Raw genomic sequence first — 25,956 nt, 5'->3', positions numbered from 1 at the left:
GAGGCATCAGGAAGGGATCAAAACTGGAAGTAGACGAACTCCTTGACGTCGGCCATCAGGCTCAGGGCCAGAAGGAAGGCGCCCGCGGCCGTCACGGCCATGCCGATGCGTGGCCGGAACCGCAGGCGTGAAAGGGTGGAAGCTTCACCGTCGATGATGGCCTGCGAATTTGGTGCCACCATGATCAACACGAGCGCTATGCCCAGCATGGCCAGGCTGCCAGCGAGGCCTAGCAATGCAGTGCCGCCCATTTCCTGCACAAGTCCGATCGGACCGCTCGTGACCAGCAGCGCCAACAGGCGTGTCGTTTCCGGCTGCGCCCAGCCCTGAGTCCCGGAAAGGCCGCCAAGGATTGCGCGCGCGGAGGCCAGATCGGGTGCCGCGAAGAACACCCAGGCCAGCATCACCGCCAACAAGGTCAGCACCCGGCCGAGGCCGACGCCCAGGGCCGGCGCCCGCCCGGCGGCTACGGCACCGCGCCACAGGTGGTTGACCAGCAGGTAGAAGCCGTGCAGCGCCCCCCAGACCACAAACGTCCATCCGGCACCATGCCACAACCCGCCCAGCACCATGGTTGCCATCAGGTTGACGTGCCGCTTCCCGCTGCCCTGGCGACTGCCTCCCAGCGGGATGTAGATGTAATCACGCAGGAAGCGCGACAGCGTCATGTGCCAGCGACGCCAGAAGTCGATCATGGACACGGCCTGGTAAGGCGAGTTGAAATTGTACGGGAACCGGATGCCGAACATGCGCGCCAGCCCGATCGCCATGTCCGAATAGGCCGAGAAGTCGAAGTACAGCCCAGCGGAGAAGGCGAGCAGCGCGATCCAGGCCTCGGCGAAACCGGGGGGTGCCCCGGCGGCCGTTTGGAACACCGGCGCGGAAAGCGCACCCACCGGATCAGCCAGCACCAGCTTCTTCAGCAAGCCCAGGATAAAGAAGGCCAGTCCGGCCACGACGTCCTCCGCCCGGAAGCGGTAGATGCCGCGGTCGTGGAATTGCGGGATCAGCTCGTTGTGGTGGACGATCGGCCCGGCGATCAGATGCGGGAAGAAGGTCACGAAGAGGGTGTAGTCGAGGACGCTGTAGCGCTCCGCCCGGCCGCCGCGGCAATCGGCAAGGTAGGCGATCTGCAGAAAAGTGTAGAAGGAGATGGCGAGAGGCAGGATCACGCCCCCCACCGCGAAGTCGAGCCCGGCAAGTGCTCCCACATTCTGCAGCACGAAGGCGGAATACTTGTACCAGGCGAGCAGTCCCACATTGGCTGAGATGCCCAGGATCGCCAGAAGCCTCGCGCGGCCGGGGGCGTTGTCGCGCACCGACAGGATCGCGTTGCCGAGCGAGTAGTTGCCCGCCATCGAGAGCAGCAGCAGACCCAGATAAAGCCAGCTCCACCAGCCGTAGAACACCAGCGAGGCGGCCAACAGCCAGAGCCGCGCCGGCCGCGTGTCCTGCAGCCGTCCGAGCAGCAGCCAACCGGCCAGCGTCAGGGGCAGAAAAGCCAGGATGAAGATGTGCGAGTTGAACAGCATGGCCCTCAGCTCCCTTCAACACGCCGGGTCAAGTCGAAGCCGGCCTTCTGCATGGCCGCGCCGATAAGGTCGCTGAAGGCCGAGTGCTCCGGGTAGATCAGGTGGACGGGATCGGCGAAGCGGCTGTTGTCCCACTGCAGCGTCCGGCCATCCACGAACAGCGTTTCAGGTCGTGTCAGTCGGGCCCGCATGTCGCGCACCCAGCCATCCACCCGGCGGCCCTCGGGATCGTTGGCTGAAGCCCATTCCGGCATCATGGGCAGGACAGCGACCACCAGCCGGGCCCCACGCTCCGCGACCACGGCCTCGAGATCGGCCAGCCCCTGCATGCAGGAAGGATCGAGCTGCAACTCGGGGCGCCAGAAATGCCGATGGCGCAGCACGGCGGAACCGAAGCGGTCCTCGGCCACGCGATCGCCTTCCGGCTGCCCGCCTGCACGTCGCTCTGCGGCGGTACGCGCCAGATACAGGGGCCGGAAGCCACTGACATAAGGCAGCCAACCGGGCACCGTGCCATCCAAGTAGGCACCGAACAGGGCTGGTTCGAAGAAGGCGCGCGCCGCCGCCGGGCAGGCTTCGAAGTCACGCGGATGCACCACCGTCAGCACTGTAGTGACGGCTGGAAGCCGCGGCAGCAACTGCTCGGCCAGAAAAGCGGTCTGATCGATGTGCAGGTAGCACGGCGCGGCGTTGTAGGGTGTGGCGCCGGGAAGTCGCCGTGCGATCGCGGCCAGGTCCAGATTGCGCCAGGTGGCCGAGGAGCCGATGGCGATCAGGTTCGGGCTCGTCAGGTCGATCGTCCGCAGTTCCGCGAACTTTCCGTCGATGCAATCCGTGGCGGCCAGCGGCGGCGGGGGCAGCAAATCCTGCCGGGCCAGCAGCCAATGCGCCCCCGCTATGGCACCGAAGCCCGCCAGAACCAGCAATGCGAAGGCGGAAAGGAAGCGCAGGGCCGCATGCCGGTGAAAGGCCGGCCTTGCCTCCATCCCGGGCGGCAGATGACGGGCGTCGGCCGCGCGGGGCGGCACGAAAGGATGCTGATCGGGCACGGGGAATCCCTGGACACAGGCAGGCGCAAATACGTCCGCCAGGATTGGAGGGTCTTCAAAGACAGGAAGGTTCAGGGGCGGCAGGATCGGGAGCCGCAGGGGCCGTGCTTCAAGGCTGCGGGCGCACCACACCTAACGGTGCCGCGCCATCCCTTGGATGAACGGGCACGCGCTGGCCGGGCGCCGTCCGCTGCCGAGAGGCAGGGCGACGCTCGGAGGCTGCGCTAGGGCGGCGTGACCGTCATGGCCACACCGCAAGGGGTGCCGGAGCCGAACATGGCCATTGCTTAACCAGAAGCGAACCCGTTCTTCAACCTTGTTGGCGAGCCATCGTGTCGCTGGATGCACACATCCTGGAGAGGCAGAGACCGCCAGACCACAGTCGTGCTGCGAGCCACTGCGCTATCATTCTTCAACTTCAAGTTAAAATAACGGAGATGTGACCTTAACTTCGGCTTCGTTCCTTTGATCACAGCGCCTGCAACGTCGCCAAATCTCGCGTCCGCGAAGAAGATGCAGCGCGCTGCCGGCAGGCCGCTCCGGACCTTTTACCGGGTCTGGGAGGTGGCGGTCAGCCGCAAAGGCTCCGGTCAACAGCTGGGCCGCTTGGACGGGGAACCGCTTCTGTGCCAGATAGCCTTATGTCATCCGGACTGCGCGCGCCTCGAGGCCCTTTCCGCAAGGGTCAACCCCCGCACGGGCCCTCAAACCCGTCCTCTCAGGCTGTGCCGTCGCCTAAACCGGGTACACAGGATGGCGCCATCACGCCCAACCGTGACGGCAGCGCGGCCGGCTCCCCTTCATCCACGACGGCTGGCGCGGTTGCCTCCGTGCCAGGGCCGAGACAGGCGGCCCGCCAGGCACCCCCCGGGGCTGCTCACCCCGCTGCCGCTCCGGCCGAGGATTGGCTGCGTTCCGGTACGGATGAAGGCTGGGCGGGGGCGGATGCCGTACCGCGGCAGGCCTCTCCTCCGGACACCGGCTCCTCGGACAACCAAGCGCGTGCCGTTCCGCAGCAGCAAGCCGCCTCTGCGCTATCGGCCGCTTCCGGCATGCAGGCCCCTCCATCCGCGCCTGCCCGCCCGGCCAGTGTCGGCGCCGGGCCAGATGCCCGATCGCCGGCGGTGCGACCGCAGGGGCCATCCCTGCCGCCGGATCCAGCCCTGACCGGAGAATACGGCCCGCAACCTTCGGTCAGCGAGCAGCGCCGCGCAATCTTGCCGGAGGCGGCACGGGTGCTGGAAAGCCCCGAGGTGGAGCGGGCCTATGGCGACTTCCTGCAGGCGGCCATCGAATTGTCCCATGCCGGGATGGTGTTCGAGATGGTGCACCGCCCGGATCCGATGCTGGGCGCGCTGGTGCCGCGTGAGCCGCGCAACCTGACTGTGTCCGCCGTGCCCGAGGCCGCCCTCGGCAAGGAAGCACAGACCGTGGTGCTGATGGGCGTCGGCTTCTGGGAGTTCCTGCCCGGCTTCTTCTTTGGCAGCGACCGCATCATCGATGGCCGCCGCATGGCCATGGATGTCGGCAGCTTCCGCTTTACCGAGAACTCGCCCTCAGGGGACGCCGAGATCATCGGCCATTCCGAGAACGGGCCACTGGCGCAGTACATGCGCATCGACATCAGCGGCGACGGGCTGGTGAAGTCGCTAGCGGTCAGCAATGTGGCACTGGGCGGAGCCTTTGTGGCCGCCTACCGCGCCTATATCGAGGCGTTGGCCGGGTATCCCTACAAACTGCTGCATCCTTATCGGCAGCTCAGTCTGCCGGTGCAGGCGCCTGCGCCCGTGGCACAGCCGGCGGAGCGCCCATCCCGCCCCTTGCAGCCGGCTGCCAGGGCTGTTCCGGCGGCAGCGGCGCCGCGTCGCTCGCGGGCGATCTGGGGGTGGCTCGCCGTGCCGCCCCTGATCGGACTGGCCTTTTTCCTGGGCAGCCTGACCACAGGTGGAGGTTCCGATGGACCGCAGCCTTCGTCGCCCCCGCAGCCCCAGCCCGTGGCACCGGCTCAGCAGTCACCTGCGACCGCCTCACCTCCCGTTCTGGCGCCGGTTCCGGAGGTGGCGCTGAGCGAGCAGCCGCCGGTGGTGGAGGACCCTAACGGTCTACCCATGCCGCCTCCGCCCGCGCCGCCCGCACCGCCGCGCAGCGCCGGCGCGACCGAGGCTCCGTCCGAAAGCGCTGCGGCGCCGCCTGTGATCCAGGCTCCCGGCCCCCGCAACCTGACGTTGCCTGGCGAGGCACAGCCACCGGCAGCCGGAGCGGCCGCCACGGCTTGGCGGCCGGGCGCGATCCGACAGGCCGCCAATCTGCGCGCGGCTGCTTTCGGCGGTTCGCCGGTCCTTCGGGTGCTGCCCGCAGGCACGCCGGTCCGCATCGTCGAGGAAAGCGAAGGCTGGCTGCGATTAACCTCGCAGGAGGGAGAGAGCCTGGGCTGGGTGTACAATACGCTCGTCCGCTGACCAGCAGAGCCCGGCGGCCGGCGGTCCATCCGCCGGCCATCCGGCATCAGCCGGGCATCACATCCATGGCGCGCGTGCGTTCATCCATGCGCGGTGAATGCTTCAACCCCTTACGCACGGCCCATGTGTTCATAAGCTGGTGCAGGGGATAAATAGCCACATCGTCCATCGCCAGCTTTACCGCCTGCTTCAGGATCTCCTCACGCTCCTCGTCATCCAGCGTGCCGAGTGCCTTGGCGGTAAGGGCATCCAGCTCCGGGTTGCTGTAGCGACCCTGGTTGTTCGCGCCCATGCGCTTCTCGGTATCGTAGGTGGCGAGAATGTTGACCAGCGCATAGGACGCTTCGCCCGTGACGCTGCCCCATCCAACAAGACGCATGCCGAATTCCTGCCGGTTGGCACGCACGGAGAAGGCCGACCAGGGCAGTGCGTCCACCTGGGTCTGCACGCCGATGCGCGTCCACATCTGCGCCACGGCCTGCGCCGTTCGGGCATCATTGGGGTAGCGGTCGTTCGGTGTGCTCAGCACCATGCGGAAGCCCTGCGGAAATCCAGCCTCAGCGAGTAGCTTTCTGGCTCCTTCGGGATCGTAGGCCGGCACCTTCACATCCGGGTTGTAGGAATAGGCGCCTGGTGGCAGCCACTGCCCGTTCGCCGTCGCAGTGCCCTGCATGACCTGCTTGGCCAGTGCCTCGCGCTGAATGGCCATGGTCAGGGCGCGGCGCACTCGCAGGTCGTTGAACGGGTTCTTCGGCAGGGGCTTGCCGTCATTGTCGGTGACCTGGATGGGATTGTCGTCCCGGGACCGGTCGGGAGAAAGGTAGATAACGCGCAGGCCCTGGATCGACGTCAGATCCAGCCGGGCTTCCTCGCGCAGTCGCGGAAGATCGGAGGACGGCACGGTGTCGATGATGTCCACATCGCCGGACAGGAGTGCCGCGGTGCGGGCGGGCGGCGAGGAGATGATGCGGAAATCCACCGCTTCCCAGGGGGGCGTGCCGCCCCAATAGGCATCGTTGCGCACCATCTGAACGCGGTTGCCCGGCAGGTAGGACCTGAAGCGATAGGGGCCGGTGCCGACCACAGCCTTGCCGCTGTTGTAGTCCTCGGTGGAAGCACCCTCCCCCACATGCTTGGAGATGATGGCGAGCGAGGCGAAGTCGGTCGGCAGCATCGGATAGGGACCGGGCGTATGAAACCGGATGGTCAGCGGATCGACGATCTCAAGCCGCTCGACACCTCGGGTAAAAGGTCCGAAGCCTCCCGGGCTATTGGGAACGTTGGGCGCGCGCTGTATGGTGAACGCGACATCCTCGGCAGTGAAGTCGCGGCCGTCATGCCACTTCACGCCGCTCTTGAGCTTGAATTCCCACACGGTGGGCTCAACAACCCGCCAGCTTTCCGCCAGCTGCGGTTGCAGCTTTCCGTCAGCACTGAATTCCGTGAGCCGTTCGAAGAAGTGCTGGCTGGCGCTGTGGTTGGGCGAGGCATTGTAGAAATGCGGGTCAAGCGAGGTGACCGAGCCGCCGATGGCGATGGTCAGGGTCCGAGCGCCCTGGGCAGAGGCCCGGCGCGGCGTGGCAGCGGGCACGGCCAATGCGGCGGCTCCCGCCGCCAGCGCGGCGCGGCGCGTCAGGAATGGTGTTGTCATCGGCGGAACCTCCCGTTTTGTCCACGACAGTGACACGGCGGAACGGGAGGTAGCAAGCCGCGTGCCGGGCACCGCGACCGGCCTCGGCATCACCAGCGATAGTTAACCCCGGCCAGGATCAGCCGCCGCTGCCCGAAGAAGCAGTTGGTGGCGGTGGAACAGCTGGCGACGAACTCCTTGTCGCCCAGGTTGGTGCCGTTGACAGTGAGTTGCAGCCCATCCGCCTTGGGCAACACGGCGCCGAGATCGTAGCGGATCGCGGCATCGAAGAGCGTCACCTCCGGCACCTTGAAGCTGTCGGTATTGGTGCCCGAGGTCTCACCCACGTAGCGAACGCCACCGCCGAAGGACAGGCCGCGTAACGGTCCGTCGCGAAAGGTGTAGTTGGCCCAGCCACTGGCGATGTGGTGCGGCACCTGCGGCACCGGGTTGCCCTGCACGCCGGCCTGGGTGGAACGGGTGATCTCTGCATCGATGTAGGAATAGCTGCCGATCACGTGGAGCCCCTCAGTCAGCGCGGCGCGTCCCTCAAGCTCGAACCCTCGCGAGCGGATCTCGCCTTCCTGGATGCTGAACAGGAGGCTGTTCGGGTCCTGGGTCAGCACGTTCTTCTGGGTGATGTGGTAGATGGCCGCCTGGACGAAGCTGCTGCGGCCCGGTGGCTGGTACTTGATGCCGGCCTCGTACTGCTCGCCCTCAGTCGGATCGAAGGGGTTGCCGCCACGTGCCGGGGAGAAAGTGCCGGAATTGGGCAGAAACGAGGTGGAGTAGCTGACATAGGGCGCCAAGCCGTTGTCGAACAGGTAAAGCAGCCCAGCCCGCCACGTGGTGGCGGAATCCGATTGGCTCGTGTGCGTGCCGGCGGCGCGCTGATTGGCCTCGCTCGTCGCCCAGTCATGCCGCAGGCCGATATTCAGGCGCCAGCGATCGTAGGAGATCAGGTCCTGCAGGTAGAGGCCGAGCTGGTCGGTGATGTTGCTCGTCGGCGTCACCGCCGTGGGTGCCGCGATGTTCTGCCAGTAGACCGGCGCATAGAGGTTCAGCGTCGGCACATTGGTCGACACGCCGATGCGCGATTTGGACTGGGCGCGCGACCAGTCGAGGCCAGCCAGAACAACGTGCCGCAATGCGCCGGTGTCGAACTCAGCCTGCAGCTGGTTGTCGAGGGCGAAGGTGTAGGCATGTTCCCGCGCGAACAAGGCGCGACGGTTCCACACGGCACCGTTGGGCCCGCCGATCGGGGCCCCCATCGTCACAATCTCGCGGTTCGAGGCGATGGTGCCGAAGCGGAAGTTCTGCCGCGCGGTCCAGACTTCGTCGAAGCGGTGCTCCAGCTGGTACCCGATGGTGGCCTGCCGCTTGCTCTCCTTCTGGTAGTTCGGATCGCCAACGAAAAGGTTGGAGCCGAGCCGGCCATTCGGGTTGAACAGCACCGTGCCCGAGGCCGGCACGAAGTTGTAAAACCCGGCCTCGGGATCATCCTGGAAGCTGGCCAGCACCGTGAAGCTGGTGTTGTCATCCGGCCGCCAGGTGATGGCGGGGGCGATGGCGAGGCGCTGCTCGCTGATGTAGTCGTACTGGGTGTCGTTGATGCGGCCCATGCCGGTCAGACGGAACAGCACCGTCCCCTCGTCATTGGCACGGCCGCCGAGATCAAAGCCCGCCATCAGGCGGCCATTGCTTCCGGCCTCGATCCGCACTTCCTGCACCTGGTCTGCGGCCGGACGGCGGCTGACCAAATTGACGATGCCGCCCGCACCGGTTTGCCCGTAGAGCACCGAGGCCGGGCCGCGCAGCACCTCGATCCGCTCCAGCAGCCAGGGGTCCACGTTGGGAACGGCGTAGTTGGCGCCTCGACCCATGCGCAGCCCGTCCAAGAAGTTCACATAGGCCGCATCGGTGCCGCCGCCGCCAAAGCCACGCACGAAGACGCTGTCGTAGCGACCGCTCGGGCGCACCTCGGGGAGCACCCCTGCCGTGTATCGCAGGGCATCGGAAACGGTTTGTGCCGCTTGGTCGTCCATCTGGTCGCGGGTCACGACGCCAACCGATTGCGGCGCCTCGATCAACGGAACATCCACCTTGGAGCCTGTGGTGGTCTGCGGCGCGACGTAGCCTGGCACATGCTCCCACGAGCGCCATGCCGTTGCACCCACCTCCACCGTAGGCAGCTCCAGCGCACCCTGCGCCCGCACAGGCGCGATGGACAACGCCAGCACCATAGCGGCCGAGCCCAGCAAGGCGGCACGTCCGGCCTGGGATCGTGTGATGTGGAATGGGATGCGGCGCATGGCGACTCTTTCTCGCAGCCGCGGACCGTGCAACCCCCATTGGTCCGGCTTCCGCTGGCACAAGCGGTCTTATTAAGATTGCGACGCGCTTGCAATAAGCTGCACGGGGAAAAGCATGGGTCACGACGGCCCCTGTGCCAGTGAGGTGCCGCCGGGAGCCCCGGCGGCGGCAGATCAGCCTACCCAGATGTCCGACGCGCCAAGATCGAGATCCTTGCCGATCCAGCCGATCCGGTTGGCGGCTTCCCCGCCCTTCCCGTCGGCATCGTAGTAGAGGTTGCCGCTCGCCGCCTCGTAGATCAGGCGGGTCGCGCCGGTGGCCGCGGCACCGGTAGTGGTCAGAGCATCCTCCCGCAGCGTGCCGTCATTCCCGCAGCCGGAAAGGGCGGTGAACACGGCACCGTCGAACTCCAGCCGATCCTCGCCCGGGGCAAAGTCCATGATGCGCTGCAGATCGCCTTGCTGAAGGGAGGAGAACACGAAGGTATCGGCTTCCCCATCGCCCCAGAGGCGGTTGTTGCCGCTGCCGCCATCGAGTCGGTCTCCACCCGCCCCGCCCCGCAGCACGTCGTTGCCAGCCTCACCCAAGAGAACGTTGTCCAGGGCGTTGCCCATGATGACATTGTCCTGCGCGTTGCCCGTGCCGGTCTTCGACTCGCCGTGGAGTTGCAGCTTCTCCACGTTGCCGGGCAGCGCGTAGTCGATCCGCGAGACCACTCGGTCGGTGCCCTGGCCGGCGCGCTCGATGACAATGTCGCCGGGCTGGGCCACATGGTACACGTCGTTGCCTACGCCGCCGATCATGATGTCGTCGCCATCGCCGCCGAAGAGCTGGTCGTGGCCGTCACCGCCAGCCAGAATATCGTCGCCGGCGCCGCCCAAGATGCGGTCATCCATGGCCGTGCCCTGGAGCACATCGTCGCCATCGGTGCCAAGGATTCGGTCACCGCCCTCATCCGGCCTCTCCCCGGCGACCGGCACAGTGTCCTCGCGCACAGCGAGGTTCTGGATCCGCTCATCCGTCGCCGGACCGGCATCGACCGCACCGTAGGCGGTTTCCGGCGTGGCATGGCGGGCGGCCAGGTACTCGGCCAGCGCGTCCTGTTCCGTGCCCCTGTCGGCAAAGGTCGCTGCGCCCTCCGTCAGTGCGGCGCTGCCTGTCAGATCGACCTTGTCCTGTGCGTAGAGGCCGATCGGGTAGCCGTCTCCTCCTTCGGCGAGGTAGGTCAGCGTCACCATCTTGATGGCACGGGACGCATCGCCGACCAGTTCGCCGTTCTGCATGATAGTATCCAGCACTGCACCGTCCTCATCGAGGATGGACAGGGTACGGATGCGGCCGCCTGCGGTCGCCACGCCGCCATCCGCGTTCAACACCTGGGCCGCGCCGGTGGCATCGTAGCTGAAGGCGACCCCCCCGACTTGGCCGAAGGAGCCCGGCGTGGCACCGTCGCGCACGCCGGCCACGGCATGCTCGAACACCTTCACCAGATCCTCGGCCGAGACTGTGACAATCGACAGGGCGTTGTTGAACCGGAGAGAGTTCTCGATGTCGAGTTGGCTGACGGCGCCGGTTGCCTTGCCTGCGGCCGGATTGGCGGCAGGGGGCAGTTCCTCGGCTTCGGCCCCGGTGCCGATGGTACCAATCTCGGCCCGGATGCCGCCGCCATTCTTGATGGAAACGGTCACCCCGGCGTCCACCTGCCGGGCGACGAAGAGGTTGGCGTCGGCTGTCAGGTTGCCGAGGTTGGTTTCCTCCGTGCGAACTTCGCTGCGTCGGCCTTCCAGAAAGACATCGGAGTAACCGAAGACGTTGCCGTCCTTGGCTTCGATCACCTCGCCGATGGCGTCGGTGAGCTTTAGCACCTCGCCGCCGCGCGTACCGTCGGCATAGGCGTCCTCGTTGCCCCAAATGCCGGACACCGTGTCCTCACTCACGGCATAGGCGCCGGATGCGGCGGGATCGACGCTGTCGCGGATGATGTTGCCGTTCTTGTCGAAGGTGACCACGAGCCGACCGACGTAGCTGTACTCGTTGGCGGTGTTGACCACCGCCACCGTATGGCCGTCCGCACCCTCGACAAAGAGCGGATAGCCTTCCGCCGCAGTGTCGCCCGGATTCAGCGTGTCGCCTTCATTGGCGAAGACGGCATGGCTGCCGCCGGCGACGATGACGTCAACGCCCGACAGTTTGCCGGCCAGCTCCACCTCCAGCTCATACTGCTGCAGATGGCTCAGCAGCACGATCTTGTTGATGCCTTGCGCCATCATCTGATCGACAAAGGGCTGCAGGATCGCCGCCAGCTCATCGGTGTTGTTCGCACCGCCATCGCTGGCGGGGTCCTTTACCAGCACGTTGCCAGGCGAGGAGATGGAAGCCAGCAGCTGGGTCGTGACGCCCAGCACGCCGATGGTCTCGCCGCCTTCCTCGATGGTGGTCCAGGGCGACACCTGCGGCGCAGCCGCAGCTGCGGCGATGGCCTCGGCGCTGGCCAGGTCCTCCGCGATCGCGCGATAGTTGGTGGAGCTCAGCAGCACCTCGGTGAACAGGGCCGACATGCCCGTGTCGCCGGAGAAATCCAGGTTGGCCGAAAGATAGGGGAACAGGGCGCCGATGGAGCCAATGTCGCCCTGCTTTCCCGAGAAGCCGATGGCGGCGGCCACGGTGCTGGCCCCCAGATCCCATTCGTGGTTGCCGAACACGCTGGCCTGAAGGCCGATGGCGTTCATGATGGCGATGTCGGCGGCGGCGGGGCTCAAGGACAGGCCCGCCAGCTGCTCGCGCGGAACGCCGAGCAACCATGCGTAGAGATCCTGGTACTCTTCCTCGATCGAGCTGTCGGTACCGGCGGCGATGAAGGGGCCGGGCAAGAAATTGTCGCCCGACGACAGGGTGATGCTGTTGGCCTCGGCGTCCTCCAGCCGGTCGACGATGGCGGCGAACTGGCTGGCACGCTCGACGGCGGCAAGCCCGGCCTCGAAATCCGACCCGTGCAGGATCTGAAGCGTATAGGTGCCGTCGCCCGGTTGCTCGCCACCTGGCTCGATTTCCAGCCGGTGCGCAGTGGTGATGCCGGAGCCCTCATTGGGCGCGATCAGCATTGGGCCGCCAACCCCGGCCGGGGCATCCTCGGCGGAGATGAAGCGGATGACCTCCGGTGCGTCGTCGGTGGCGATGATGCCGGCGTACTCGACCTCGGTAGGCCCGTTGATAGCGAAGGCCATGACGGAGTCGGCGCGCTCCAGAGCCACAAAGGCGTAAAGCTGGCCGTCGATCGTACCCATCACCACGCTTTCGGGTTCCGGCCCCTTGTTGTCGGAGCGGCCATCATCCAGCAGCCCGGGCGCGTGCTCGGCCAGCATGCGCTCCATCAGCTCAGCCGAGTCGTAGGTGCGGGCCAAACCATCATCGGTCACTTCCCAGATCGAGAAGGAGCGGCCGCCGAAGCTGTAGAGCGCTTCGAACTGGCCATCGCCGTCAACGTCGCCGTCGGCAGTGGAGATCTCCAGACGACCGATGTCCTCGTCCCGCTGCAACTCGGCCGCGTTGGGAAATGCACCCGAGTCCAGCGCCACGTCCTTGATCCGCGCCACGTCGGAATAGTCACCCCATTCGGAAGCGTCGCCCTCATTGGCGGTGACCAGGTAGGTCTGGCCGTCATGGACGAAGGTGGCGATGCCGTCGGGCATGTAGAGGCCGCGCACGGGCGCGGTGACGACGTTCGGCACGCCGTCCTGATCGTTGGTGTCGAGGCCCTGCCCCTCCAGCGAGTGGTCCTTGGTGCCAAGGGCGTGGATCGCCTTCCATTCGCCGCTGGCGACATCCAGGATGCCGATGGCGTTGTTCTCCTGCAGCGACACAAAGGCTGTCGCACCGTCAGCGGAGAAGGCGATGTATTCCGGCTCCAGGTCGGTCTTCGCGGTGATGCCCTCGACACCGGCGATGCGCACACCGGCCGTCCTGAGCGCCTCGGTGTCGAAGCCCGTGAAGCCGGAGAAGCGGCTCTCGCCGCTGGCGGCGTCGATGGTCGCGACACCGCCCACCGGGTCCCCCACAACCGAGCCATTCTCGGCCGTGGCATAGGAATCGGTCGGCTCCCCCTCGATGGCGACCAGGAGCTGGCTGCCATCCGGGGTAAAGGTCACCATGTCAGGCGTGGCGCCCACTTTCACGGTGCGGATCAGCTCCGCGGAACCGCCATCGGTGGCCAAGCGGAACAATGCGACCGTGCCATTGCCGCCCTGCTCGGCGCCGTCGAAGGAGGCGGCGACCACGTCGCCATGCACCGCGACGCTGTTCGCCGTCCCCATCGAACCCAGAGCGCCGGCGGATAGGCTGAAGCGGGACGCGCCCGTGGCGGCGTCCAGCGCCTCGATGCCTTTGGCGCCGAGCACAAGAACCAAGTTACGCGCCGCATCATAGGCGACCATCTCGGCTCCGCCGGCCGCGCCCGCTCCGTTGTCCATGCTCCACAGCGGAGTGCCCACAAGTCCCGACATTTTCGCCTCCGAGGTCGTTTCGACCCTGGCGAGTAGTCCGGCTCCGGCCTGCTCACATGCACGGTTCGATGACAATTTACGGCCCAGCCCCGTTGTTCATGAAACCTGGCGCCACCTGGGCCGTTACGATTGCGGCGGTTTAGGGGGTTGGAGGCATGGCGGGCCTTCGGATCGATGTTATTTCGCAGCTGGACTACCCGGTCGCGGAACCCTTTCCAGGAGGTGCCCAGCACCACACTTACAGCCTGGTTCGTGCCCTCCGTCATAGGGGCCACCGCGTCAGGCTGTTTGCTGCCGAGGGGTCCGATCCGCATCTGGGGGCAGTTTGCGTCGGTCCGGCCACAGGCCCCATCTCCCGTATTCCGGGGCGTAAGGCATCCGAGGCCGCCGCGCTGGCGCAGTTCGAGGCGCAGGGCCGCATCATCGACATGCTGCGGCGCGATCCCCCTGACATCATCCACAATGACAGCCGCCACGAGCTGCCGGTGATGCTGGCACATGAGCTGGCGGCGCCCATGCTGACGGCCCTCCACGCACCGCCCTGCCCCGTGCTCGATCAGGCCGTCGCCGAGCGGCAGTGGCCCGAGATGCCCTTCGTCGCCTTGTCGGGCACCGTGGCCCGAGCCTGGGAAGGCCGTCTGGGGGCAGTGCCGGTCTTGCCCGGCGGCATCGACCTGGAAGTGTTCCAGCCTGCGCTGCTTCGGCCCTCTGGCACTCATGCTTTGTGGTGTGGTCCGGTTGGTCCCGGCCAGGGCGTGCTGATGGCCCTGCAAGCCGCGCTGATTGCCGGATTGCCGCTGCTGATCGCCGGACCGATCACCGATCTGGGCTTCTGGAACGATCGCATCAGGCCCCGGCTGCGCAATGGCAGCCGGCATCTGGGGCAGCTTGATCCCCGGGGATTGGCGCTGGCGATGAGCGCTGCGGCGGTGGTGGTGTGTACCGACCGGCCCTCCGATGCGTATGGCCTGTCGGCGGCGAGAGCCCTTGCCTGCGGAACGCCGGTGGCAGGCTTCGCGCAAGGACCGTTGCCGAGCCTTGTCAATGAGGTGAGTGGCCGCCTTGCGCCGCCGGGCGATGTGGCCGCCCTGGCGCGCAGTATTCAGGGTGCTGCGGTGCTGCGGCGGATGGATTGCCGTCGCCGCGCGGAGCAGGTCTGCGACATCCGGCTGCGAGCGGGTCAGTACGAGGCCGCCTACCGCACGGCGATAACCCGGCATCGAACACCTGCCGCCTGACGGACCAGCTGTGGCTTTGCGGCCATGATTTCGCTGATTTGATAAGGCACAGACAGAAAATGCTCGCGTAACGCGTAAAGTCATGCAGAAATTTACGCGTACAGCAGGAGCCGTCCTGTGCAGCAGAACGCCGCGCCACCAGCCCCACCCGTGCCTGACGCCCCGGCATCCAATCCGGGGCCGGTCCTGTTCGCCGAGATGATCGCCGTCTGGCTGGCGCAGCGCCCGCAGGTGCCGCGCGAAGGAAAATAGGGCCTCAGCCGGCCAGGGCCAGCAGGCGCTGCGCCAGGCGCAGATGCAGCCGCTCGATCATGCGTCCATCCAGGGAAATGACGCCGGCTTCCGGCGCCGCGCGGAAGGCAGCCTCGACCTTCCGTGCCCAATCCAGCCGTGCGGCATCGGGGGTGAAGGCCTGCGCCACCGGCCCAATTTGCGCAGGATGGATGCAAAGCTTGCCGGAAAACCCATCGGCCGCCGCCGCCGCAGCTTCCAGCGCCAGTCCCTCCGCGTTTCGCGGGTCAGGAAACGGCGTGTCGAGCGCGGGCAACCCAGCGGCGGCAGCTGCAAGCAGCAGCGCCGCCCTGGCCTGATGCACCGGCGCCGGGTATCGGCCCGACGCGTCGCGCGCCGGAATACCGAGGTCAGAGGACAGGTCCTCAGCTCCGAAGCACAGCCCCCGGAGCCGGGCCGGCGCGCCGCGGTAATCCAGCCCGTGCAGCGAGGCCGCGGTTTCCGTCACCAGCGCCAGCACGCCGATGCGCCCGGGCTCCAGCCCCGCCGCCACTTCCAGTGCCTCGAGATGGTGGTCCAGTGCGGCGATGTCGCCCGCGCCCGTGCATTTCGGCAGCATCACCGCCATGGGCGCGCCCGGCACGATGGAGGCAAGGTCACGCAGATACCAGTCCGTGCCGCGCGCATTGACGCGCACCACCACCTCGCGCCGCTCGCGGCCGGGCAGAAGGGCGGCGAGCTCCGCACGCGCCGCATCTTTTTTTTCGGGTCCGACGGCATCCTCCAGATCCAGCACCACCGCATCCGCGTCGCTGGCCAGGGCCTTGTCGCGCTTGCGCTGCGAATCGCCGGGGGCGAAGAGCAGGTTGCGTAGCTTCATCGTGTGCTCTCCATCGTGCCGGCAGGGCGGCGGTGCATCAGCGCCGCGCGCTCGCATCGTGCCACCACTTCGCCACGCTGATTGTAGGCCTCGTGCAGAAAGGTGACGATCCCCGCATCCGCCCGCGACTTGCTGGGCCGCGCCGTCAGCACGGTGGTGCGCACCCCGATGGTGTCGCCGGCGAAGACAGGCACGGGAAAGCGCACATCGGTCATGCCCAGATTGGCCACCGAGGTACCGTTGGTGGTGTTGTGCACGCTCATGCCGATCATCAGCCCGAGCGTCAGCAGCGAGTTCATCAGCGGCTGACCGAACTCGCTGCTCTTCATGTACTCGGCATCCAGGTGCAGCCGCGCGACGTTCATGGTCATGCCGCAGAAGGCGACATTGTCGGCCTCCGTCAGGGTGCGGCGCCATTCGGCATCGATGACGCGCCCCTCGACCAGTTCCTCGAACCACAGACCGGCCATGGTGTCCCCCCCCCCTCAATAGGATTTCGGCAGGCCGAGCACCTTCTCGGCGATGAAGCAGAGAATGAGCTGCGGGCTGACTGGCGCGATGCGCGGGATCATCACCTCGCGCAGGAAACGCTCAACATGGTATTCCTTGGCGTAGCCGAATCCGCCATGGGTCATCACCGCCTGCTGGCACGCCTTGAACCCTGCCTCAGCGGCCAGGTACTTGGCCGCATTGGCCTCGGCGCCACAAGACAGCCCCTGGTCGTAGCGCCAGGCAGCCTGCAGGATCATCAGCCGTGCTGCCTGCAGCTCCATCCAGTTCGCCGCAAGCGGGTGCTGGATCGCCTGGTTCTGCCCGATGGGCCGGCCGAAAACCTGGCGCTCCTTGGCGTAGTGAGTCGCGCGTTCCAGCGCGACGAAGCCGAGCCCCACCGCCTCGGATGCGATCAGGATGCGCTCGGGATTCAGCCCGTGCAGGATGTACTCGAAGCCGCGGCCTTCCTCGCCGATGCGGTCCTCCTCGGGCACTTCCAGTCCGTCGAAGAACACCTCGTTCGAATCGACCGCCTTGCGGCCCATCTTCTCGATCTCGCGCACATCGACGCGGGACCGGTCCAGCGTGGTGTAGAACAGGCTCAGCCCCTCGGTCCGGCGTCGCACCTGCTCGATCGGCGTGGTGCGGGCCAGGATCAGCACCTTCTCGGCCACCTGGGCGGTGGAGATCCAGATCTTCTGGCCATGCACCACGTAGCGGTCGCCGCGCTTCTCGGCCCTTGTGCGGAGCTGTGTGGTGTCCAGTCCGGCATTGGGTTCGGTGACGGCGAAGCAGGCCCGCTCCTCGCCGGCGATCAGCGGCGGCAGCATGCGCCGCTTCTGTTCCTCACTGCCGAAGACGACCACCGGATTGAGGCCAAAGATGTTCATGTGCACGGCCGACGCGCCGGTCATGCCGGCACCGGATTGCGCGATGGTCTGCATCATGACCGCGGCCTCGGTGATGCCAAGTCCGGCGCCGCCATAGTCCTCCGGCATGCAGATGCCAAGCCAGCCATCCCGCGCCAGCGCCGTGCAGAATTCACGCGGGAACTGACCATCACGATCGCGGGCCAGCCAGTACTCGTCGCCGAAGCCGGCGCAGATGCGGGAAACCGCCTCGCGTACCGCTTCCTGTTCCTGGGTGGGGGCGAAATCCATCAATCGGACTCCCATTCTGCCGCGTCCGGGGCCGGCCAGGCAGGCGGAGGGCGCGGCGGCGCGGGCGGCGTTTTCGACCAGCGGCCAAAGGCAGCCGTGGTGTGCAGGGTGCGGCCATCCGGCAGGGCAACATCCTGCCAGAAACCGGTGGCGCGCAGATGCGGGTCATCGCGAAGCGCGACAATGTCGTTGACCGGGGCGGCAGGAATATCCGCGCCGGACAGCATTTCCATCCATTCCGCCGTGCCGCGATGGGTCAGGGCCTCGGCCACCACGCCATAGGCATGGTCGATCGCCACCTGCCGCGCCGCGTGGCTCGCCAGGCGCGGATCATCGAGCGCATCCTCCTGACCGATCAGCGCGAAGAAGCGCCGCCAATGGGCATCGGTGTACAGCAGCACGGCAATCCACCCATCCCGTGTGCGGTATGGCCGGCGCTGCGGCGACATGAGCCGCCCGTAATAGGCCTCGCCCTCGGGAGGGTCGAAGCTCAGCCCGCCGAGATGATCCCCTGCCACCAGATCGGCAAAGGTCTCGAACATCGGCACCACCACTTCCTGCGCGGTGCCGGTGCGCTCGCGGCAGGTGATGGCGGCGGTGATGGCGAAGGCCAGATGCGCACCCACCACCCGATCGGCCAAGGTCAGCGGCACGTAGCGGGGAGCATCGCCCGACGCACGGCCGATGGTGTCGGCCAATCCGCTCGCCGCCTGGATCAGGTCGTCATAGGCGGGGCGCGCGCTGTAAGGGCCACCCGCGCCATAGCCATAGGCGCAGACGGTGATCAGGCGGGGGTTGAGCGCCGACAGATCGGCCTGCCGCAACCTGAGCCGCGCCGCCGCATCGGGCCGCATGTTGTGCACCAGAACATCGGCATCGCGGGCCAGTTCGCGGAAAGCCGTCTGCCCGGCATCCGATTTCAGGTCGAGCGTGACGCTCCGCTTGCCGCGGTTCAGATGTGCGAAGATGGCTCCGCCCTGCCCGGCCCTGCGCATCACATCGCCCTCTGATGGCTCGACCTTCAGCACATCGGCACCGAGATCGGCCAGCAGCCGTGTCGCATAGGGCCCCATCACCACCGTGCTGGCATCCAGCACGCGAAGGCCGGCAAGCGCGGTCATTCCGGCTCGATCCCCGCCGCCTGGATCAAGTCGCGCCACTTCACGAGCTCCGCGCGCACAAAGCCGTCCAGCGCCTCCGGCGAGCCCGAAAAGGCCTCGAACCCGATGGAGGCGAAGCGTTGCTTCACCTCCGGGCGGGCAATGGCGCTCTGAATAGCTGCATTGACCGTCCCGGTCACGGCAGCCGGCAGCTTTGCCGGGCCGAACACGCCGTTCCAGGAAGTGATGTCGAAGCCGGTCAGCCCGGCTTCCGCCATGGAGGGCGTGTCCGGCATCAGCGCCGAGCGCTCCCTGGTGCTCATGGCCAGCACGCGCAGCTTGCCCGCCTGAGCGTTGGCCAATCCTGCCGCGATGTCCACGAACATGCAGGTAACACGGCCGGCCATGACGTCGGTCATGGCCGGCGGCGTGCTGCGATACGGGACGTGCAGCATCTCGGCGCCGCCCATCCGTGCCATTGTGGCGCCGGCCACGATTCCGGTGCTATTGCCGCTCGCATAGGAAACGCTGCCCGGCTTCTGGCGCGCCACCTCCAGCAAGCCCTTCAGATCCCGGACCTTCACAGCGTCCCCCACCACCAGCATGAAGGGCAGGTTGCCCACACGTGCGATGGGTGTGAAATCCGCCACGGGGTCGTAGTCGATCTGCTTCAGCAGCGAGGGATTCGCTGAGTGGGTCGTGTTGGTCGTGACGAACAGCGTATGGCCGTCAGGTGCGGCCCTGGCCACCGCCATCGCCGCGATGGCGCCATTGGCCCCGGCGCGGTTGTCCACCAGTACCGGCACGCCGAGTTGCGGCGAAAGCAGGTCGGCCAGAATGCGGGCCACGGCATCGGTGCCGCTGCCGCCGGCAAAGGGCACGACCAGCGTCACCGGGCGGTCGGGCTTCCACTCGCCACCCTGGGTCTGCCCCTGGGTCCGCGCCGGAACCGCGAGCGGCAGCAGCGCCGCGCCGCCCAGCAGGGAACGGCGGCGGATCATGGATGCCCCTCCACCGCCCGGCGCACCACTTTGGAAGGATCCTCGCCATAGGGCGGGGAATAAATCACCAGAACCTGCACGGGCTCATCGCCCAGCACGGTGAAGATGTGCTCCTGGCCCTTGGGGAAGAAGCACATCTCGCCAGGGCCAAGGTCCCGGCTTTGCCCGCCCACCTCGGCACGCGCCCGGCCGGAAAGGATGTAGCAGGCCTGCTCCATGCCGGGATGCGCGTGCGGCATGGCGCCCTGCCCCGGCTCGATGGTGCCGAGCAGCACCTCCATGCTGGTGGCGCCTACCGTTTCAGGCGCGATGAGCCGTCGGTTGACGGTGCCCGTGTGATTGGCCGGGCTGTATCCGGGCACGTCCTCGACGCGCACGAAATAGCGTTGCTGAACCGTCTCGGACATTCGCGCTTCCCTGTTCTCCCGCACTTGCCGCGCGGCGTGATGAGGCGCGATTGCGTCTCCGCAGGCTCCATAAATCAATTGAAAAAAATCTGCGGCTCCATAGACGTTCTTTATGACTGTGACCCTCAGAGGGCTGCGCGCCTTTGCCACCGTGCTGCGCTACGGCAGCTTTACCAGAGCCGCGGCGCTGCTGAATGTCACGCAGCCGGCGCTGACGGTGCAGATCCGCCAGCTCGAGAATGGGCTGGGGCTGCGGCTGCTGGATCGCACCCCGCGAGGCGCGGAGCCAACCGCCGCAGGACGCGAACTGGCGCGGTCGTTGGAGCCCATGCTGCAGGAGCTGGATCACACCATCTTGAGCCTGAAGGACCTCGCGGCGCGGCATCGCGGCGTGGTCCGGCTGGCGGCCTTACCTTCCGTCGCCTCCGGTCTGCTGCCAGACACGATCGCCCGGCTGCAGTCAACATACCCGCACCTTCAGGTCCGGCTGCGCGAGGCGGTGACGGGCCAGGTTTATGAGATGGTGCGGTCGGAGCAGGTGGACCTTGGCTTGGCCACCGATCTCTCACCAGGCGGCGCACTGGCGGTGGAACGGCTGTTCCAGGACCGCATCCTGGCGTTGTTGCCGGCTGCGCACCCGCTGGCCCGGTTGCGAGCCATCCCTCTGGCGCGGCTGGCAGGGGAAAAGCTGCTGCTGCTGGAAAGCGACAGTTCCATTCGCCGGCTGGTGGACGATGCTTTCGCCGCGGGCGGGCACATGCTGCGGCCGGCCTTCGAGGCCGTCCATATGGGGACGCTGGCAGGCATGGCCCGAGCCGGGCTCGGCATCGCCCTCATGCCGTCAACGGCACCCGAAACCGCCATGGCCCCGGGCCTGGTGACACGCCCCCTGGGGCCGCCGGAGTTGCGGCGCTGGGTCGGGCTGATCAGGCTGCGTGACCGATCCCTGCCCCCTGCGGCAGAGGCTTTGGCGGACATCCTGCGGGACCACTGCACCCGCGCCGGTGCTCAGGCGGTGGCGAACATCACATCCAAGCGGAAGCGTGCGGCAACGACGGGGGGCATCATGACCCGGCCGTGATAACGCCCGTTCCGCAAATCGGCAGGCTCCAGCATGGCGAAACCGTCACGCCAGCTACGGCGATCCGCAGGCTCCGGCCAGTCATCGCCACGCCAGAGCAGAGGCCGCAATCCATCGCCATCCTCAATCCAGTGCCAGTCACTGCGATGCGGCTCATCCGGCAGGCCATTCCACAGATCAGACATGTCGAACGCCTCCCGCCGCTTCCTGCAAACACGCCGCTGTAGCAAAACCGCCCAGCCGGCCGCAATCATGGCGACGTGGCGCTCAGGCACCAGCGCCGAACAGCCCCAGCACGAAGCCCTTCAGCGCGTCCCAATGGATCAAAGCCTTGATCGTTTCTTCCGGAACCATGTCGATGTCCTGGAAGATGTCGATTTGGAGCACGCGTTTGATCTTGTAGGCGGCCGCGACCCCGATCACCAACAGCAAGGCGATGCCTGCCTGGCGCAGCAGCCGCGTGGAGGGAAACGGGGATGGCTGAACAAACATCGGCAAGGTCATGAGGCCCGGAACGGATCTGTGCAAGAGGAGGCTGCGGCAGCCTATACTAGGGCTTGGCTACCCCGGTGCGGCATCACCTTCCCGCGCGCCGCCTTGCCCTAGGGATTTACGCTCCTCGGCATTGCCGCGGAGTTGCCGGCTGCTGTTCCGGCTGTCATCCGCGGCAAGCACGGCTCAAGCTGCGGCGGAAGCGTTTCTGGGTTCGGGGCTTCAACCAGGCTTCGGCCGGGCTTCCTGCGCCGGCTGACCGATCGCAACGCGCGGCACCAGAAGCGCTGCCAGCAGCGTCAGCACGGCAATCGTGAAGACACCCCAGAAGGTCAGGTGCAGAGCACCGTCCAGCGCGGCGCGCAGCGCGGGATCGGACAGGATGCTGTCCATGCCGCCAGCACCTTCCCCCATGGCCAGTGGCAGCGTGCCACCGTCCTGCTCCCGCAGCCCCCAGTTCATGACGGCGCCCAGAACCGCGGCCCCAAGGGTGCTGCCGAGGTTGCGCGAGAAAATGTTGGACGCGGTGGCGGCACCCCGCTCGGCCCAGCCCACGCTGCTCTGGATCAGCACAATGGCCGCAGTGCTCAGAAAGCCCATGCCGAGGCCCATCACCAGGGAACCGCCTCCCGCCACCGCCGGCGACAGACCGGGACGCAGCAGAAGAAAGGCCGTGGCACCTGCCGGCAGCAGCGCGCCACCCAAGATCAACGTGCCGCGCAGCCCGAAGCGGTGAAAGTTGCGGGCGGCCACCGTGGCGCCAACCGGCCACCCCAGAACCATCATGGTGAGGGCAAAGCCGGCCACCAGTGCCGTTTGCCCGAGAACTCCCTGCACATACATCGGCAGAAAGGTTGTCAGCCCGATCACCGCCATGCCGCTGAACAACGTCGCGGCATTGGCCGTGGCGATGGGGCGGCGCGCCCAGAGGCGGATATCGATCATCGGCTCTGCGGCACGGCGTTCCTGCAGCACGAAGAGGATGGCGCCGATCAAGGCCAGCCCGAAGGCCACGGGCGTGGCCGCGCCGCTTCCCGTGCCGGTCAAGGTCAGGCCCACCATCAGCGATGTGATGCCGAGCGTGAACAGCCCCGCCCCCGTCAGGTCCAGGCTATGCCGCCGCTGCCCGACCTTCTCGTGCAGAAAGGCGATGAAGCCGAATGTGGCCAGCACGCCGATGGGCAGGTTGATCCAGAAGATCCAGACCCAGCTCAAATGCTGGGTGATCAGTCCCCCCGCCAGAGGTCCGGCCACCGACGAGACGCCCCAGACACTGGCCAGCCAGCCCTGGATCTTGCCCCGCTCCTGCACGGTGTAGAGGTCGCCTACGATGGTCAGGCAGATGGGCTGGATAGCGCCGGCCCCTGCGCCCTGCACCAGCCGGAACAGGATCAGCGACGGCATGGACCAGGCCATCCCGCACAGCACCGATCCCACCAGAAAGAGCGCGATTCCTCCCAGCAGAACCGGCCGTCGGCCATACAGGTCGGCCAGCTTGCCGAACATCACGGTGGTGGCTGTCTGAGTCAGCAGAAAGGCCGAGAAGGCCCAGGAATAAAGATGCAGGTCGCCGAGTTCGCCGGCGATCTGCGGCATCGCGGTGGAGACAATGGTTGCCTCGATCGCGATCATGAAGGTGGCGGCCATAACGGAGGCCAGCACCAGCGGACGCCGCAGCGTCAGGGTTGAGGACATGCCACCCTAGCTACGGTGTTTCACCGCGAGGGGGAATGGCGGCGCCCGAGTCCCGAACAGCGCCACCGATGATCTTCCTCAGCCGCCGCGCGCCATGTTCAACGGCGGCGCCACATCCGCGGGGATCGGGCACTGGTACGGCGTAGCGGCCGTGCGGGTCGCCAGGTCCGCCTTCGCCGCTTCCAGCAGCTTCGGATCGTTGATCAGGTCCAGCGCTGTGCCGGCCATCACCTTCGCCACATGCACCATCCCCTTGTGCGCGGCGGGTGTTTTGCCCTGAGCCGTCCATTGCCAGGAATGCGCGGGCGTGCCGATGGCCTCGGTGGCGCCGCTGGCTTGCACGGTCGGCACCACCCACGACACGTCGCCCACATCGGTCGAGCCGAGCAGGCTCGGGCCGGTGCGCTGGGCGATAGGCGGCTGGACGGCATCGGTCAGCGGCTTCTCGCCATGCTGGATGAAGCCGGAGCGGTTGTAGTTGCTGGCGATGTCGGCGGCCGACAACGTTCCCTGGATCTGCCGGGCGAAATCGCGGTCCGCCTCGTCAAAGGGAGGCGGCCCCAGACGCTCGAACTGCGATTGCATGGCGGCTTCCAGGGGCGCATTGCCCAGGAGGTTCGCGGTGGCCGAAAGAATGCGAGAGGAGACGGTGGTTTCCGTCATCAGCGCCGCGCCCTCCGCGATCTTCTTCACCCGCGCGATCAGCGCGAACATCTCATGCAGCGTGTGCGCCCGCACGGCGTAGCGCACCTTGGCCTCACCCTGCACCACGTTGGGCGCGATGCCGCCGGCATTGAGGTAGGCGTAGTGAATGCGCGCATCCGACGGCATGTGCTCGCGCATGTAGTTGACGCCGACATTCATCAGCTCGACCGCATCCAGCGCCGAGCGTCCAAGATGCGGCGCCGCGGCGGCATGGCTGGCGCGGCCGGTGAAGGAAAAGTCGATCCGCGTCATCGCGAGCGAGTCGGCTTCCTGCACGCCCGCCCAGGCAAAGGGATGCCAGGTAATGGCCGCATCAACATCGGCGAAGGCGCCTTCGCGGACCATGAAGGTCTTGGCGGCACCGCCTTCCTCGGCCGGACAGCCGTAATAGCGCACCCGTGCCTTAATGCCGTTCTTCTCCAGCCAGTCCTTGACCGCCGTGGCAGCCAGCAGCGCGCCGGCGCCCAGTAGGTTATGCCCGCAGCCATGGCCATGCCCACCCGCCTCAACCGGGCGGTGCTCGGCCACCCCCGCTTCCTGGCTCAGCCCGGGAAGGGCGTCGTACTCGCCAAGAAACGCGATAACCGGCCCTTCCTGGCCCGCCTCGCCCATGACGGCGGTGGGGATGCCCGCCACCTCTCGGGTCACCCGGAAACCCTGCTGCTCCAGCATGGCGGTGTGCTCGGCGCAGGAGCGGGTCTCGGTATAGAGCAGCTCGGGCATGTCCCAGATGCGGTCGCTGAGTCCGATGAACTCCTTCTTCCGGTCCTCGACCAGGCGCCAGATTTCGTCGGTGTTGTGTTGCATCGGGGCCTTCCTCCGGCTGGAAAGCCGCTACTGGCGCCGTGGGGGCGCCAGCGTCAAGTCTGCGCTGCAGGGTCGGGATGGCGGGGCCGCCTTATCCCTCCAGCTTCACATTGGCCTCCCGCGCGACCTGCCGCCACTTGGCGATCTCGGAGCGGATGAAGGCGCCGAACTGTTCGGGCGTGCCGGGATCGGCGAAGCCGCCCAGCTCCGCCATGCGGGCCACAACGCCTGGATCGCCCAGGATGGCCACGGCATCGGCGTTGATGCGGCGCAGGATGGCGGGCGGTGTGGCTGCCGGCGCCACCAGGCCGGACCAGCCGAGCGCCTCGTACCCGGAGATGCCGGCCTCGGCGACAGTCTGGGTGTCGCGCAGCTGCGGTGGCCGGGCGCGGCCTGTGGTCGCCACGGCGCGGGCGCGGCCCGCCTGGATCTGCGGCAGGGCACTGGCCAGGCTGTCCATCATGAGCGTCACATTGCCGGCGATCAGGTCCGCCATGGCGGGGCCGCTGCCGCGATAGGGCACATGCGTCATCCGTACCCCCGCGCGATGCGCCAGCATCTCCATGGCCATGTGCTGCGCGGTGCCTGGTCCGGCAGAGGCGTAGTTCAGCGCGCCCGGCTTCTCCCGGGCACGGTCCAGCACGGTGCGCAGGTCGCCAAGCCCGGCGCCGGGATGGGCCACCAGCACCAGTGGCAGGGTGAAGATGTTGGTGATGGCGGCGAAGTCGCGCTCGGCGTCGTAGGGCAGGTTCGGCATCAGCGAGGGGTTCACCCCCAGCGTACCCGAGGTGCCGATGGTCAGGGTGTAGCCGTCGGGTACGGCACGGGCCCCGGCCTCCATGCCAAGTGCCCCGGCTCCGCCCGAGCGGTTCTCCACCACCACGCGCTGCGGCCAGCGCTTGGACAGCTCATCGGCCACCAGTCGCCCGAAAATATCGGCCGCCTGGCCGGGTGGAAAGGGCACGATGAGGCGCACCGGCCGTTCGGGAAAGGCGCCGGCTTCCTGGGCACGAAGAGTGGCCGGTGCCGCCAGAATGGACGGAGCCAGGGCCAGCATGGCCCGGCGCGTGCTGGTTGTCATGATCTCCTCCCCACTTTCGCACGGCTTGCCGCCGCCTGCTTCCGCCGGACGTTCTGGCGGTCGACCACCCCGATCCGACTTGACGCAGCCATCCTGTCACCGTC

Annotated in this window: 19 protein-coding genes; 3 read left to right on the top strand and 16 right to left on the bottom strand. The window is 67.1% G+C overall.

All coding sequences use genetic code 11. The features are described 5' to 3' along the window. Positions 1–17: 17 nt before the first annotated feature. Positions 18–1,532 (bottom strand): MBOAT family O-acyltransferase, encoded by a 1,515-nt coding sequence (locus tag ACFOD4_RS11030; protein WP_379596414.1) that lies wholly within the window; start codon positions 1,530–1,532, stop codon positions 18–20. A gap of 5 nt (positions 1,533–1,537) precedes the next feature. After that, the gene (locus tag ACFOD4_RS11025; RefSeq protein WP_379596413.1) at positions 1,538–2,581 is read right to left on the bottom strand and encodes a hypothetical protein; all 1,044 of its coding nucleotides are present in this window, start codon (positions 2,579–2,581) and stop codon (positions 1,538–1,540) included. 1,052 nt (positions 2,582–3,633) lie between these two features. On the opposite strand from ACFOD4_RS11025, the gene ACFOD4_RS11020 reads away from it, so the two are divergent. Continuing rightward, positions 3,634–5,040 carry an SH3 domain-containing protein gene (locus tag ACFOD4_RS11020; RefSeq protein ID WP_379596412.1) on the top strand — a complete coding sequence of 469 codons (1,407 nt, stop codon included), beginning with the start codon at positions 3,634–3,636 and terminating at the stop codon, positions 5,038–5,040. A gap of 46 nt (positions 5,041–5,086) precedes the next feature. Here the strand turns inward: ACFOD4_RS11020 and ACFOD4_RS11015 are convergent, their stop codons facing one another. The 3 genes from ACFOD4_RS11015 to ACFOD4_RS11005 all read right to left on the bottom strand — a co-directional run bounded on the left by ACFOD4_RS11015 (position 5,087) and on the right by ACFOD4_RS11005 (position 13,482). Then, the gene (locus ACFOD4_RS11015) at positions 5,087–6,691 is read right to left on the bottom strand and encodes an ABC transporter substrate-binding protein (protein WP_379596411.1); all 1,605 of its coding nucleotides are present in this window, start codon (positions 6,689–6,691) and stop codon (positions 5,087–5,089) included. An 89-nt stretch (positions 6,692–6,780) separates the two neighbouring features. Then, positions 6,781–8,982, bottom strand: a complete 2,202-nt coding sequence (locus ACFOD4_RS11010; protein ID WP_379596409.1) for a TonB-dependent siderophore receptor — start codon at positions 8,980–8,982, stop codon at positions 6,781–6,783. A 174-nt stretch (positions 8,983–9,156) separates the two neighbouring features. Next, positions 9,157–13,482 (bottom strand): choice-of-anchor I family protein, encoded by a 4,326-nt coding sequence (locus ACFOD4_RS11005; RefSeq protein WP_379596407.1) that lies wholly within the window; start codon positions 13,480–13,482, stop codon positions 9,157–9,159. Between the two features lie 155 nt (positions 13,483–13,637). Between ACFOD4_RS11005 and ACFOD4_RS11000 the strand changes: the two genes are divergently transcribed. Further along, positions 13,638–14,720, top strand: a complete 1,083-nt coding sequence (locus ACFOD4_RS11000) for a glycosyltransferase (protein ID WP_379596405.1) — start codon at positions 13,638–13,640, stop codon at positions 14,718–14,720. Between the two features lie 256 nt (positions 14,721–14,976). Here ACFOD4_RS11000 and ACFOD4_RS10995 read toward each other — a convergent pair whose 3' ends face one another. The 6 genes from ACFOD4_RS10995 to ACFOD4_RS10970 are packed head-to-tail and all read right to left on the bottom strand — an operon-like array spanning position 14,977 to position 19,991. Continuing rightward, a complete protein-coding gene (locus ACFOD4_RS10995) occupies positions 14,977–15,831 on the bottom strand; it encodes an HpcH/HpaI aldolase/citrate lyase family protein (RefSeq protein WP_379596403.1) in 855 nt (284 codons plus the stop codon). Beyond that, positions 15,828–16,301 carry a MaoC family dehydratase gene (locus ACFOD4_RS10990; protein WP_379596401.1) on the bottom strand — a complete coding sequence of 158 codons (474 nt, stop codon included), beginning with the start codon at positions 16,299–16,301 and terminating at the stop codon, positions 15,828–15,830. Before ACFOD4_RS10990 ends, ACFOD4_RS10995 begins: the two co-directional genes overlap by 4 nt. 15 nt (positions 16,302–16,316) lie before the next feature. Next, positions 16,317–17,483, bottom strand: coding sequence for an acyl-CoA dehydrogenase family protein (locus ACFOD4_RS10985; RefSeq protein ID WP_379596399.1), 1,167 nt, complete (start codon positions 17,481–17,483; stop codon positions 16,317–16,319). After that, complete coding sequence (locus ACFOD4_RS10980) at positions 17,483–18,604, bottom strand: CaiB/BaiF CoA transferase family protein (RefSeq protein ID WP_379596397.1); 1,122 nt, start codon at positions 18,602–18,604, stop codon at positions 17,483–17,485. The genes ACFOD4_RS10985 and ACFOD4_RS10980 overlap by 1 nt, the downstream gene beginning before the upstream one ends. Further along, complete coding sequence (locus tag ACFOD4_RS10975) at positions 18,601–19,584, bottom strand: Bug family tripartite tricarboxylate transporter substrate binding protein (protein ID WP_379596396.1); 984 nt, start codon at positions 19,582–19,584, stop codon at positions 18,601–18,603. The genes ACFOD4_RS10980 and ACFOD4_RS10975 overlap by 4 nt, the downstream gene beginning before the upstream one ends. Further along, positions 19,581–19,991, bottom strand: a complete 411-nt coding sequence (locus ACFOD4_RS10970) for a cupin domain-containing protein (protein ID WP_379596395.1) — start codon at positions 19,989–19,991, stop codon at positions 19,581–19,583. Before ACFOD4_RS10970 ends, ACFOD4_RS10975 begins: the two co-directional genes overlap by 4 nt. A 112-nt stretch (positions 19,992–20,103) precedes the next feature. On the opposite strand from ACFOD4_RS10970, the gene ACFOD4_RS10965 reads away from it, so the two are divergent. Beyond that, the gene (locus ACFOD4_RS10965; RefSeq protein WP_379596394.1) at positions 20,104–21,072 is read left to right on the top strand and encodes a LysR family transcriptional regulator; all 969 of its coding nucleotides are present in this window, start codon (positions 20,104–20,106) and stop codon (positions 21,070–21,072) included. Here ACFOD4_RS10965 and ACFOD4_RS10960 read toward each other — a convergent pair. The 5 genes from ACFOD4_RS10960 to ACFOD4_RS10940 form a co-directional block, all read right to left on the bottom strand. Beyond that, positions 21,000–21,257, bottom strand: coding sequence for a hypothetical protein (locus tag ACFOD4_RS10960; protein ID WP_379596392.1), 258 nt, complete (start codon positions 21,255–21,257; stop codon positions 21,000–21,002). The two genes, ACFOD4_RS10965 and ACFOD4_RS10960, sit on opposite strands and share 73 nt — an antisense overlap. An 82-nt stretch (positions 21,258–21,339) precedes the next feature. Then, the gene (locus ACFOD4_RS10955) at positions 21,340–21,564 is read right to left on the bottom strand and encodes a hypothetical protein (protein WP_379596391.1); all 225 of its coding nucleotides are present in this window, start codon (positions 21,562–21,564) and stop codon (positions 21,340–21,342) included. Between the two features lie 222 nt (positions 21,565–21,786). Continuing rightward, the gene (locus ACFOD4_RS10950; RefSeq protein ID WP_379596389.1) at positions 21,787–23,259 is read right to left on the bottom strand and encodes an MDR family MFS transporter; all 1,473 of its coding nucleotides are present in this window, start codon (positions 23,257–23,259) and stop codon (positions 21,787–21,789) included. Positions 23,260–23,337: 78 nt separating this feature from the next. Continuing rightward, complete coding sequence (locus tag ACFOD4_RS10945; RefSeq protein ID WP_379596388.1) at positions 23,338–24,771, bottom strand: M20 family metallopeptidase; 1,434 nt, start codon at positions 24,769–24,771, stop codon at positions 23,338–23,340. Positions 24,772–24,862: 91 nt separating this feature from the next. Further along, positions 24,863–25,852 carry a Bug family tripartite tricarboxylate transporter substrate binding protein gene (locus ACFOD4_RS10940; protein ID WP_379596387.1) on the bottom strand — a complete coding sequence of 330 codons (990 nt, stop codon included), beginning with the start codon at positions 25,850–25,852 and terminating at the stop codon, positions 24,863–24,865. Positions 25,853–25,956: the final 104 nt, after the last annotated feature.

The sequence above is a fragment of the Teichococcus globiformis genome (assembly GCF_042646265.1).
Lineage (GTDB): Bacteria > Pseudomonadota > Alphaproteobacteria > Acetobacterales > Acetobacteraceae > Pseudoroseomonas > Pseudoroseomonas globiformis.
The sequence above is the reverse complement of the archived record's forward strand: the minus strand, read 5'-3'. Positions and strand labels throughout refer to the sequence as shown.